Source organism: Streptomyces sp. NPDC020845, assembly GCF_044334165.1.
GTDB lineage: Bacteria > Actinomycetota > Actinomycetes > Streptomycetales > Streptomycetaceae > Streptomyces.
This window is the reverse complement of the sequence record NZ_JBIRSJ010000008.1, coordinates 75,463-87,462: the sequence shown is the minus strand read 5'-3', so window position 1 is coordinate 87,462 and position 12,000 is coordinate 75,463. Positions and strand designations below refer to the sequence as shown.

Here is a 12,000-nt window from a genome sequence, read left to right as displayed (position 1 = left end):
GTCCAGGACGGTCCAGGGCCGTAGCGGTTGTCCGCCGGGCCGGCAGAAGACCAGACCGGGCCGTGATCAGGCCGTGCTGCCGGGGCTCCTCGTGTCCCTCGCCTCCGGGGCGGTTTCCGCCCCGCTCATGATGGACCGTGCCCGGTCCGTCCCCGCCGCGGGCCTGGCGGGTGCCAGTCGGCTATGCCGTCGAAGCCACGCAGCAGCAGGCCGGGGGCCAGCCGGCTGACCGTGGTCAGCATGGCGTTGCGCAGGGCGGTCGCGGGGGCGCTGGACAGGGCTGTCATGCGGCTGCTGCGTGCCGAGCGGCGCACGATGTCCATCGTGCGGGGCTGTCGGTCGCGGGTGTACGCGGCCAGCGCGTCCGGCAGGTCGGCGGCGTTGGCGGCGGCCAGGCGGTGGGTGAGCACGACGGCGTCCTCGATGGCCTGGTTGCCGCCCTGTCCCAGGGTCGGGGTCATCGCATGGGCCGCGTCGCCGAGGAGGGCGGTGCGGCCCCGGTGATAGGCGGGCAGCGGTTCGGTCTGGTGGCGGATGTCATGGCGCAGGACATCGCCGGGTTCGACGGCCGCGAGGACATCGGGGATCGGCCGGTGCCAGTCGCCGAAGAGCCGGAGCAGTTCGGCCTTCTCGTCGTCGGGCGCGCGCCCGCCCTGCGGGGTGAAGGCCGCCGCGTAGGCGTAGATGCGGCCGTCCAGGAGCGGCTGCGTGCCCCAGAACCGTCCCCGTCCCCAGGTCTCGTGCGGTGTGAAGGGCCGCTCGGGGGCGGGGGCGACGATGCGCCAGGTGGTGAATCCGGCGTAGCGGGGCCCGGGATGGCCGGGGAAGAGGACGTGGCGGGCCGCTGAGTGGATGCCGTCGGCGGCGACCACGAGCTCGGCCTCGAACTCCTTGTCCGCCACGGTCACGCGCGCGGGGCGGCCGGCGGTACCGGGGTCGGCCAGTTCGGCGGCGGCTCCGGTGCGTACGCGGTCCCTGGGCAGCCGGGAGGTGAGCAGGCCCATGAGGGTCGCGCGGTGGAGGAGGACGGTCGGGCCGCCGAACCGCCGGATCGCCGCCGCGCCGTCCATCCGGGCGAGGCGGCGGCCGCCGGGGGCGCGCAGCTCGCCGTCGCTCCGCCAGGCGGCCAGGGCGCGTATCTCGTCGCCGAGTTCGATCACATCGAGGGCGCGCTGGGCGTTGGGGGCGAGCGAGATCGCGGCGCCGACGGGTTCCAGGGTGGCAGCGCGTTCCAGGACGGTGACGGCCCAGCCACTGCGGTGCAGGGCCGCGGCGGCGGTGAGTCCGCCGACTCCGGCGCCGATGACGACGGCACGGGGTTGCTTCATGATTCCTCCCGACACTACAGGTGTAGTAACAGTCAAGTTACTACACCTGTAGTTGGGGAGATAGGTTGGGCGCCATGACCGCTGATCAGACCCCCGCTGCCCCGGCCGGTGGATCCCGCGCCGAGCTCATCGCCGATACCGCCCTCGCGCTGCTGGCCGAGCGCGGCATGCGGGGCCTGACGCACCGCGCGGTGGACGAGGCGGCCGGGCTGCCCCAGGGCTCGACCTCCAACCATGCCCGCACCCGCGCCGCCCTGCTCACGGCGGCCGTCCGACGGCTGGCCGAGCGGGAGGCGCGGGTACTCGCACCGGACGAGATGCCGCATCCGGGCGGCGGCCCCCTCAGCACCGCCGACGGTCAGGGCGGCGACGCGCTCGACGCAGTGGCCGACGCCCTCGCCCTCGCCCTGCACCGCACACTGACCGGTCAGCGCGAACTGCTGGTCGCCCGTTACGAGCTGGCGCTGGAGGCGACTCGCCGACCCGAGCTGCGGGAGTTCTACGACACGGCCGGGCGCGGCTTCCGGGAGCCGCTGGAGACGCTGCTGACAGACCTGGGATCCGCCGAACCGCGGCGCCATGCCCAGTCGCTCGCCGCTTGGTGCGAGGGGCTGATGTTCCTCTGCGCCGCCGGAGCGGACCATGCCGCCGTGCCCGGCCGCGCGGCGCTGCGCATGGGGTTCGTGGAACTGCTGCGCGGCATGCTCGACACCTGATCCTGACGACATCAGCGCCTGACGACATCAGCGCCTGACGACATCAGCACCTGACGACATCAGCGCCTGACGACATCAGCGCCTGACGACATCAGCACCTGACGCGCCGGCATCCGCAGCGGGCCGGGAACTGATCGCACGCTCGAATAGCTGGACTCACCAGCAGACAACGTCGCCCACCCCCCCCGGAGCGCGCCCAGCCGCCCGCGGTTGTCCCACGCGAACGCCGGACCTGGGCACCGGAGGGCCTGACAGAGATGACGACCGCGCGCCGGACCGGCAGAATGGACGTACCCTGCCACCCTCACCGAGGAGGAGAAACCGCACTGCAAGGCCGTGGCCGACCGCTGCCCCGAGTTGGAGACCGCCGCATGCCTGGTCGGCTCGTTCGCATCAAGATGCTCAAGCGGCAGATGTTCGGCCGCGCCCGTTTCCCGCTCCTTCGGAAACGCAGGTGCCCTGGCCTGCAGCGAATGGTGAGCCGCGATGCGACGTCATCTGGAGTTCATCAGCACTCGAGCCGCCACATTTGGAAGGGCAGGTTGTTGCAGGTAAAGGTACGCAGGCCTGGCCGGGTCCGACCAGGGAAGCGCCGGGCACGTGGGGCGGAAGAGGAGCCGCTGCGGCCGCACAAGTCGGATCCAACACGCTGTGTCACGGGACCACGGAACTGATGCTGTTGGTGATCTCTAGGTCGTGAGCCTCTGACAGAGCTGTTGAAAGTGGCTGTTCGGCCGGGGTAGGCGGGGTGGTGTCGTGCCGGGCGGGAAGCACTCGCTGAGGCGGATGAAGTTGGCTCCAGCGGCCGTCAGCACATGCGGTCGGTGAAGGTGCGGCTCCAGCCTGTGAAAGCCTCGTTGGAGGTGATCGCGCCGCAACGTGGTGGCGGGCGCAGGCGTCATGTCTGCAGTTTCCGATCGCAGACGGTCCAGGGATAGAAGCCTATAGCGGATGCCTTCGTATTGAAATCCTTCACTGTGCCGGCTTTGGCGACGGCCTGCTGTTGGAGCTGTCCGTAGCGGATGCCGTCGATGGCGTAGGCGGGGGCGTAGCCGGGTTGGGCGAGGAAGGTGAAGCATTCGCCGAACAGGAACTCCTCGGTCAGGCCGGTCTGTTCGCTCGCCTGGTCGAGGAAGTCCACGAACGTGCGCCACCCCATGTTGACCTCGACGTCGCACATCGCCCGCAGATGGCGCACCACACGCCAGATGTAGGTCTCCAACTGGGCGGCGCGGATCGCCTGGGACTGTTCACAGGTGGTCTGCCCGTACAGCTTCAGGTATTCGCGCTGTGTGTCGGTGAGACCGGAGTGCCCGACGATGTCAGCCGCCGCATGCCAGAAGTCCCATTCGCGCCAGAACGCCTGCCCTTCCGTGAGCGGCACCTGCATCGGCCCGGCGAGGTTGAGCAGGGGAGAGCCGGCACGCTGGGCCGAGAGGACGAAGTTGATGCCGTGCGAGTACTCGTGGACCACGACGTTGAGCATCGTGAGCAGGGCGCTGGTTTTGTCCTCGGTGTAGTAGAGACACGATTGCGGCTTGGCCGTCAGGAAGTCGACCGCGATGTCCTGCCCGCCCGTGATCATGGGCACGAGGAAGGGCGGTGTGGCGCTCAGTTTGAGTCCGTCGGGGACCTCGACGAGGTACGTGTCGGCGAAGTCCGCGCAGGTCTTCGCCGCGTCCTTGACCGGGGTGGCGCCCACCGGCCACTTGCGGCCGGCTTCGGCCCACACGTCGCCCACGGAGGAGCCGCGTGGCAGCTTCAGCAGCGACGCGAGTTCGGCGGCCAGGGCCTTCACGATGGTCAGGTCCTGCTCGAGCCAGGTGGTCGCGGTCGTGTCGAGGTCCGCGGCGCTGGGGGCGAAGTCGTACAGGTCGGCGAGGAGCTGTGGGTATCCGTCGGTGTACGTGGGAGCGACGGTGTGCTCCCGCAGGACGTGGATCACGGTCGGTATGTCGTCCGCGTCGAGCCCCTTGAACGATCCGTCCACCGTCTGCTTGAAGTGATCCAGCTTCTTGAGGACGGTGTCGATCTTCGCCGAGTAGTCCTTTTCGAGGATCCGCATCGTGGCTCCGCAGTAGGCGGCCGCGGTGAGGCACTGCCTGCGGTGGGTGACGTCCAGCGGGATCTTGGTCAGCCGGTCCGTCTCGAAGTCGATCTTCTTGGCGGCACTGTCGAGGAAGCCCGGGAGCCAGCTCTTGGGGTCGGGGCGGCCGAACTCCGTATTGAGGAGCTTGATGTAGAAGGCGCCGTCGCCGCAGTCCTGGACGGCCGCGCCTGGCTGTGGCCAGGCGAGCTGCGTGGCGAGCAGGGTCAGCTGCTTGTCGGCGGTCGTGCGCAGGTCGGCGTCGGAGATTTCCGACAGGCGCTTGCGCAGGGCGACGATCTTGGCATTGGCCTCGTGCATCGCGTCCGTGGTGGGGATGAACAGGTGAGCGATGTCCTTGTTCTGCGGCCATCCGGAGGTGTACCCGGCGACCGGGCAGAGCTGCGCCCACTGGTCCGTGATGTCCTTCTCGAGCTGGGTGACGGTCATCGCATCTCCTACGGTGCCCCGACGACCTCGCGGTCCTTGAAGGGGTAGGGCTGGAGCTTGTCACTCCACAGCGCCGACTGCCACGCTGTGAGCTTGCTGTCGACGAGCTTGTCCGTCGTCCACTGATTCGGGACATCGTTCTGGGCGAGCAGAACGTACGGGGCACAGGCGAGCGCGGAGCCCACCTCGCCGGGCGCGGCGTACACGGCGCGGCTGACGGCGTACATCTTCGAGTAGGCCTTCTTGCGGTAGTCCGTTCCGCACAGCTGGACGCTTTTCGCGACGGCGTATTCGTGTTTCAGGAGCAGGTCGCTGACTTGGTCGCCGGTGGGGAAGACGGTCTTCACCGGATGCCCATCCTTGTCGTACGTCTCGTACGGACGCGCAGGGAATTCACCGCAGTCCTCGATGAACAGGTTGCTCTCGTTGGGGTCATCGGCGATGGCGATCGCGATGAAGGCCCAGGCGTAGGAGGGTCCGCGTACGGTGATGCTCTTGTTGGCACAGATGACATGTGCTCCCGGAAGGGGCGGGTGCCGTGGGACGTCGACGGCGCCGAAGAGCCGGTAGGTCGCGTCGAGCAGGGGCGTGGCGTCGTAGACGTCCAAGGGTTTGCCACCGTCGGCGGGGATCGAGAAGACCGGGGTCGTGGGGAGGTCCGCGTGCGCGAGGTGGTATCCCCACAGGGCGCCGTTCAGGCCGCAGAACGAGGAGGCGGTGCCCATGTTGATCTGGCTGATGTTGGCGTCGGCCGCCTCACATCGGTCGTAGGACACGATGTTCTCGGTGCCCTCGTCCAGGATGTCGGCATCGCTGATTCCCACCGTGCCCACAGAGAGCTTCATGGTCGCGACGTATCCGGTGCCCTGTGAAGGGGGTGCCGGGTCGGTGCCCACGGGGTTGAGGTAGCCCATGGCGTAGTCCTCCATGGGACCTATGGCGTTCTTCACCACCGACTTGATGTTGCCGGGCGTCGGGTTGTTCGGCATGTCGTTTTCCTTTCCAGCTCGGGCTCTCGACCCTGTCGTTCACCGCTTCGGGGGGAAGGTGGTCCACTTCCGGGTGGGCCGGTCGTGCAACCAGTCCGCCAGCCATGCGTACTGCGGGTGTGTCGCCAGGAAGTCCTTGGCGTCGAAGGGGAGGCCGCAGGAGTTGCCCCAGCGGGCCTGGAACGTCATGTTCGCCGCCATGTCGCTGTCCATGACCTTCCCGTCGTTGGCCCCATGGGGGTAGAAGGGCTCCCGGCCGTGGTTGCCGGCATGGCCGTCGTCGAGGTCGAGATGCCCGCAGATCGACCGCGAACCGGGGCGGATCGCGTTGTCGCAGTAGACATCGTGGTGATCCGCGATCACTTTCTGGGCCTGCTCGGCGGTCATCCGGACGGAGTTGCCCAGCAGTTGGCCGAAACGCACGCGCCGGGCGCCGTTGCCGCGGATGTCGGAGTAGGCGCCGGGATCGGAGGTCTCCTGGTTGCGCACTTTGAGGTTCGAGGCGACGTTGTAGCAGGCGAAGTATCCATCGGTGCGCTCCTCGGAGCCGTGATAGGCCGTACCCACGTCGATGCGGGCGATCCTCTTGTTCGCGCTCTTGGCCTCTCCGACGAGCCATGTGTTCGCGTAGCCCCCGTTGTTCCCGTCGAGCATCAGCTGTTGCCATGTCTCGATGCTGTCGCCGTACTGGGCCGCCTTCCGGGAACGCTGGAACTCGGGGGTTTTGCCCTTGAGGAAGTGTCCGGTGAAGCTCCCGATGGTGGTCTCGCAGATCATCAGCCCCGCGTCGGTCACTATCCAGTCCGCGCCGCTGGTGATGTAGCCGGGGGCCGCTTGCATCAGCACCCGATGTCCCTTGCCGTTGGGCGGGACGATGTCGAGGATGATGTTGTAACACTCGGCGATGGAGTAACGGTCCCAGGTGTTGTGGGCCATCACGATCTTCCCGCCGTCGCTGGCCGCCCCGGTGGTGGCGAAGGCGCTGCATCGCCCCGGGGAGCTTCTGACGCGTGTGCCGGCGGGCTCTTCCTTTGGCGGGTCAAGGGGCCACCAGGTGCCGACCAGTTCGTTGTACGCGTTCCAGGCGATCAGCACCTCTTCGGTGATGGGGACCTTTCGCTTGGGTGTGACCGAGGGATTTCCGCCACTCGTCGCGCCCTTGACGATGCCCTTGATCTCGTCCAGGTACTCCTTGTCGATGGGCCCGAACGCCTCCTTGGCTATAGCGGCGAATTCGGTCAGGTTTTCGCCGGTGTCCCACTCAGCCATGAAGTCGCCGACATCGAGAGCGTCTCGTAGTTCCTTCGCCAGTGCTTTCCCGTGCTGTTCGCCGCGCTGCTTCGCGTCTCCCGCGAGCCGGAGGTAGACCCAGCCCTCTTCCGGCACCGGTTCGCCCGGCGGCACAACCTTGTCGTCCATGGGATATCCGCCCATTCACGAGTCATTGTGTGTCGCCCCCGGGTCGGCCGCTTCCCCACCCGTATCCCACACTGGTGGCCAAACCCCCGCATATCACCATAAGGCAACTCGTGAGCCATCGCGCGACGGCGCCGTGACAACGATCTGCCGTGCCCAATCCGGCTTTCGTAGAGGGACGCCGTCGCACGACGACGGATCCGAGGCCCGATGCCTGTTCCTACTGGGAGCACTCGGCGACGCAATGCGAGCTACGCCGCCTTCCCTCAGGAGTTCGTTGACTATTCTCGATCCTGTGCCCTTCAGAAATGCGTCGCTGCAGCTCAAAGGGGGTCTGACGGGATCTGCGGGGGTGTGGGGGTGCGGGGAACGTTGGCAGCAGGAGAGCGTGGCGGTCGGGGCGATCAGTAGAAGCGGCGGAGGAAAACGTCCGACTTGCCGTTGGTGTCGCCGGGCACGATGTCGTCGGCCGTGGAATGGAAGACCACGTCGCGCCCACCGGCGCTGACCGCGTCGGTCCCGGCCGAGGCGGGCTGGTTCGAGACGATCTCGTCGGTGCCCGTCTCCAGGTCGCGCAGCGTGAGCGACGGTCCGTTCGTGTCGTGTGGGGCGTACAGCAGATAGCGGCCGGTGGGGTCGATGGCCACGCCCCGCACGTTCGGCACGAGTTGGTCGGTGCTTGAGCTCTCGTCCTGGACGTAGGTGTCGGAGCCCGAGAGGTAGACGATCTTGCTGCCGTCCTTGCTGATCTGGACGAGGGTCGCCGCCTTGGACGGGCCCTCGATCGGGCCGGAGGAGGTGTCGTCGGTCCGGTCCCACACGAAGACGTCCTCCGCCTGACCGTCCTGGTAGGCGACAAAGCGGCCGTCGCCGCTGATGGACGGCCGGGCTGAGACGGTGTGGTCGAACTCGGCGACGGTCTCCGTGGTGTCGGCGCGCCAGTCCCGTACCTCGATGCGCTGCCGGGACGGCGGTCGGTTGAAGGTGGCGACCTGGGCGACGTGGCGGCCGTCCGCGCTCAGCGACGGCTGGCTGCAGCTGAGGCCCGGGCAGTTGATGCCGATCGTGCTTCCCGAGCTCACCTGGGACAGGAAGGACTTCGTGTCTCTTTGCAACAGCCCCCAAAAGGCAACGTATTGCCCGTCGCCGCTGATCACCGGGCCCTGATTCGTTGGGGTGATGCTGCTCATCAGCGTGGTCTGGCTCGTCCGCTGGTCGCGGACGAACACCCTTTCCCATGTCACCGGGTTGGCGGGTGTGAGATTCTTCGCCAACGACGAGAAGGCGATACGCCGGCCGTCGGTCGTGATCGTGGCGCCGGCGGAGTCGCCGTCGCCCTGGGCGCCGTCGGTCGCGACACTGATCCGCTCGACCCCGGCTCCGCTGTCGCTCGCGACGCCCGGCACGGTCATGGGCTCAGCCGAAGCGGCTCCGGGCAGCACCGTCGTGACCGCGCAGACCACGACCGTGGCGCTTAAGGCGGCCCGCACACGTCTGGTGGCGCTCCGATTCGCATTTCCCCTCATTTTTCCCCCTGAGGCAGGACACGGTCCTTCTCCCCGGCTCCCCACCGGAGGGCCACAAGCATGCAACCGCGATGGCGCTGTGGGGTCAATGTGTCGCGTGACTATCGAGAGGCGCGGTTCGGGCTCCGAGTAGGAACGGACCAGGCAATCGGTGTTGCTGTCAGGAATTTTGACAGGCTGTGATCCGGACCGTCGGGGTCGTGCGGCCCCCTGCGCCTGCCGCGGACCGCGCGTGCGTCTCTGCAGAAGCGCATGAACTGGGGTGTTCCCGTCACGACTGACACCTACGATCACTCGCACGAGGTCTGGATGGTCGGACGCCTCGTGACGCCGCCAAGGACCTCCCCGATGACGCGCCCCTCTACGTCGGCATCGCGTCCGACCCGGGCAACTTCGGCGGCGCCACGCGAGGGCCTGCGCCCACTGCGTGACCCGGCGACCGTCCACCTCGACGAGGACGACGAGGGCACCGGCGAATGACGTGGCGTCAGGGCGCGTATCGGATTGTGATCAATGAGCATCGCTGCTTCCGGGGCGGGTGCCCGTCTGGGGTACGGGGCCCGGCGATCTGCGGCTGCGCCGTGTGGGCGCGAGTGACCGGAAGCGATGCCGCGGGCAGGCAGCGGCGGCGCCCGATGCCCCCGGTTGCGTGCCCGCCGGCCTCATGATGCTCGGCGACAAGTCCCGCAAGCCGCAGAAGCAGGGCTGATCCTTTCAGCTTTCCCTTCCGCCTCCTCAAGGGCGTGGCAGTGCAACGGCGAGACACATACGACCCCGTCCAGCCCGACGGCGCGAAGGGTGCGCTCGGAGTAGGGGCTGCTCGCCACACGCTCGTAGACGATCACGCCAAGCATTCCGGCGACCAGGCCGGTCCGGCGGTCGGCGTCCGGCTCCGAGCCGCCCAGCGCCACGAGGTAGTCGACGATCGCCGAGAATCCGGCGTAGACGGCGGGTGCGAAGCTGCCTACGGCCCAGGTTCGCGCGCTTGCGGCGGCGAGCTTGTCGTGGTGCAGTTCGGCGAGGGGCGGCGAGAGGTAGGTGAAAGCGTTGCCGCGGTCGCCGAACATCTTGTACGGGGCGATGTTGACGGCGTCGACGCCCCAGGCGTGTACGTCGATGACGCCGTGTGGGGCGTACTGGACGCCGTCGTGACGACGTAGACCTCGGGGTTCTTCGCGCGCACCGCCTCGACCACCGCCGCGATGTCGGTGACCGCGCCGGTGATGTTGGAGGTGGCGATGACGGACACCAGGGAGGTGCCCGAGCCGACCAGCGTGGCGAACGGCTCCCGGAGCGACGCCGCCCGTGGCCCGGCCGGGCGCGGCGACGCCAACTCCTGGCCCGTGCGGTGTGCGTAGCGGGGGCAGGGTGCCGTCGGCGTCCCCCTGGTGGCGCTGGGCGCGCGTGTTCCCTGTGGCGCCAGGGCGTTGCTCGGTTGCCCGCAGGGCCCTGCCGGAAATCCGGACGTGTTGATCGCGTCCACGGATGGCACCGACGGCGTATCGCGCCAGGAGTTCATAACGATTCTGTGCTCGATGCGAGTTGACGGGCGACCTGTTGGATGGAGCTTTCCCTCCGCCACCTCACGGATGTGTGTCGATCCCTCATGGCGCACACCGGTTACCCACCAGTACCCCTTCCCTGCAAGTCCGTTGCCACGGCTAAGGTCACCCCTAGCCGGTCGGCACCTCTCAGTTTCAGACGTGCCTGCCGGGCGGCGACGGAGGGTGCGAGGAGGCAGGGGATGACCCGGGCGGCGCGGGATGACGGTGACGTCGAGGCTGGCGAGGGCGTGCTGAGGGAGATGTCCGATGTCCAGCTGACCACGTTGCTGCGGACGGGCTCCCCGACCGCCTATCCGGCCCTGCGCGAGTTGCGCACGCGTCACCGTCCCTCGGTGCTCGCGTACGCGCGCGTATGCACGGCGGACGAGAACGCGGCCCGGCAGCTCACCGCCCAGGCGTTTGCGCTCGCGGCCCGCGACACGGTCCGTGGCAACGAGCCGCGCGGCTCCTGGCGCCATCAACTCCTGCTGCTGGCGGGTGGCGTGGCCACCTCCTGGGCCGCGGACGAACGCGCCGCCCGTCTCGACACCGACCTGCTCACGCATGTGTACAGGTCCGGCTCCGAGGCCCCTCTCCCACCGATGCTCACCGCGTTCGAGGAACTTCCGGTCCATGGACAGGTGCTGCTCTGGCACGGCATCGTCGAACAGGAGCCGCCGGAGCGGGCGGCCAATCTGTTGGGCATCTCCCCACGGGACGTGGCGTACGGCATCGAACCGGCCTTCTGGAGGCTGCGTCAGTCCCTGCTGATGACCCGGCTGGCCGCTTCCGGCAATGAGCATTGTGAGGGCTTCCGGCGGCTGATCGAGGAGTCGGTGCGACCCGGCACCCCGCGCTACAGCGTGGATCTTCACACCCACATGGCGCACTGCGTGCACTGTGCCACCGCGTACGAGGAGCAGTCGCAACTGCGTGACACTCCCCGCACGGCGCTGGCGGAGGGACTGCTCCCGTGGGGTGGCGCGGCGTACGTCAGGGGCGACACGGGCGAGCAGATCAGGGCCGGCACCGACAGACTGTCGAACTGGTGGCCCTCCCGGCGGATTGCGCTGGGCGCGACGGCCGTGGGGGCGGCGGTGGCCCCGCTGCTGGTCTACCTGCTGCTCTCGGGCGGTTCGGAGCAAGTGCCAGCCGCGAGCAGCGTCCGCACGCCGCCGCCATCGCCGACGGCTGCGGTGAAGATCTCGGAGACTCCATCTCCCTCCCACACGTCCGGGACGAAGTCGCCGAGCCCCGCTCCGACTCCGGCCCCGTCGAAGACGACACAGTCGGCGTTCCCGAAGCCCGCGCCCAAGCCCGAACCGAAACCGAAACCGAAACCGAAGCCGAAGCCGACGCCTCAGCCGCCTGCGGCACATCCCCCGAACGGCACGTACGCCCAGATGGTGAACGTCGCCTCGGGCCGGTGCCTCGACATCCGCGATGGGGTGATGGACCTGGGCACGGACGTCATCACGGCGCCCTGCACGTCGTCCGCTACGCAGCGCTGGCGCGTCGACACCGCGCGCGGTGTCCTCCAGTCACTCGCTGATCCCGGCTTCTGCTTGGACAGCCGGGGTTCCACGGACGAGGGCGTCGGCATCTGGGAGTGCTCCGCGGTCTACAGCCGTAACGGCCAGAACCTGCGCTTCGCCGTCGACTCCCGCGGCGTGGTCCGCCCGGAGATCGCCCCGGGCCACGCGGTGACACCGTCCTGGGGCGACACGCTGTTCCTGCTGCCGGACCAGGGCGGCGACGCCCGGCGATGGAAGGCGGGGGCAGAGTGATCAGCTCGACCCCGGCGACGGCTCGTCGGCGTTCGATTCGGGCGGTGGGCAGGGGAATGACACTGAGGTCGTCGTCGGGCGCGAGCCGCGCTCGGCCCTGGACGGCGGCTGCGTCCAATCTGCTTCACCAGACGCTGGTGCCAGGGCGGGGTGCGCGG

The 12,000-nt window shown here is 68.6% G+C and carries 9 protein-coding genes; 3 read left to right on the top strand and 6 right to left on the bottom strand.

Features of this window, described 5'->3' with window-relative positions; all coding sequences use genetic code 11:
* Positions 1-125 precede the first annotated feature (125 nt).
* Positions 126-1,328: an FAD-dependent monooxygenase gene (locus ACH4U7_RS21610; RefSeq protein WP_398529491.1), complete on the bottom strand. Its 1,203-nt coding sequence runs from the start codon at positions 1,326-1,328 to the stop codon at positions 126-128.
* Positions 1,329-1,402: 74 nt separating this feature from the next.
* Here ACH4U7_RS21610 and ACH4U7_RS21605 point away from each other — a divergent pair, with 74 nt between their 5' ends.
* On the top strand, positions 1,403-2,044 hold the full coding sequence (locus ACH4U7_RS21605; RefSeq protein WP_398529490.1) for a TetR/AcrR family transcriptional regulator: 642 nt from the start codon (positions 1,403-1,405) through the stop codon (positions 2,042-2,044).
* A gap of 898 nt (positions 2,045-2,942) precedes the next feature.
* Here ACH4U7_RS21605 and ACH4U7_RS21600 read toward each other — a convergent pair.
* The 4 genes from ACH4U7_RS21600 to ACH4U7_RS21585 all read right to left on the bottom strand — a co-directional run bounded on the left by ACH4U7_RS21600 (position 2,943) and on the right by ACH4U7_RS21585 (position 8,397).
* Complete coding sequence (locus ACH4U7_RS21600; protein WP_398529489.1) at positions 2,943-4,580, bottom strand: hypothetical protein; 1,638 nt, start codon at positions 4,578-4,580, stop codon at positions 2,943-2,945.
* Between the two features lie 8 nt (positions 4,581-4,588).
* Positions 4,589-5,569, bottom strand: coding sequence for a histidine decarboxylase, pyruvoyl type (locus tag ACH4U7_RS21595; protein WP_398529488.1), 981 nt, complete (start codon positions 5,567-5,569; stop codon positions 4,589-4,591).
* Between the two features lie 39 nt (positions 5,570-5,608).
* Positions 5,609-6,988, bottom strand: a complete 1,380-nt coding sequence (locus ACH4U7_RS21590; protein ID WP_398529487.1) for a C45 family autoproteolytic acyltransferase/hydolase — start codon at positions 6,986-6,988, stop codon at positions 5,609-5,611.
* A gap of 401 nt (positions 6,989-7,389) precedes the next feature.
* Positions 7,390-8,397: a hypothetical protein gene (locus ACH4U7_RS21585; RefSeq protein WP_398529486.1), complete on the bottom strand. Its 1,008-nt coding sequence runs from the start codon at positions 8,395-8,397 to the stop codon at positions 7,390-7,392.
* Between the two features lie 419 nt (positions 8,398-8,816).
* On the opposite strand from ACH4U7_RS21585, the gene ACH4U7_RS21580 reads away from it, so the two are divergent.
* Positions 8,817-8,942: a DUF6225 family protein gene (locus tag ACH4U7_RS21580; protein ID WP_398529804.1), complete on the top strand. Its 126-nt coding sequence runs from the start codon at positions 8,817-8,819 to the stop codon at positions 8,940-8,942.
* A gap of 231 nt (positions 8,943-9,173) precedes the next feature.
* Here the strand turns inward: ACH4U7_RS21580 and ACH4U7_RS21575 are convergent, their stop codons facing one another.
* On the bottom strand, positions 9,174-9,578 hold the full coding sequence (locus ACH4U7_RS21575) for a hypothetical protein (RefSeq protein ID WP_398529485.1): 405 nt from the start codon (positions 9,576-9,578) through the stop codon (positions 9,174-9,176).
* 677 nt (positions 9,579-10,255) lie between these two features.
* On the opposite strand from ACH4U7_RS21575, the gene ACH4U7_RS21570 reads away from it, so the two are divergent.
* Complete coding sequence (locus ACH4U7_RS21570) at positions 10,256-11,842, top strand: ricin-type beta-trefoil lectin domain protein (protein ID WP_398529484.1); 1,587 nt, start codon at positions 10,256-10,258, stop codon at positions 11,840-11,842.
* Positions 11,843-12,000: the final 158 nt, after the last annotated feature.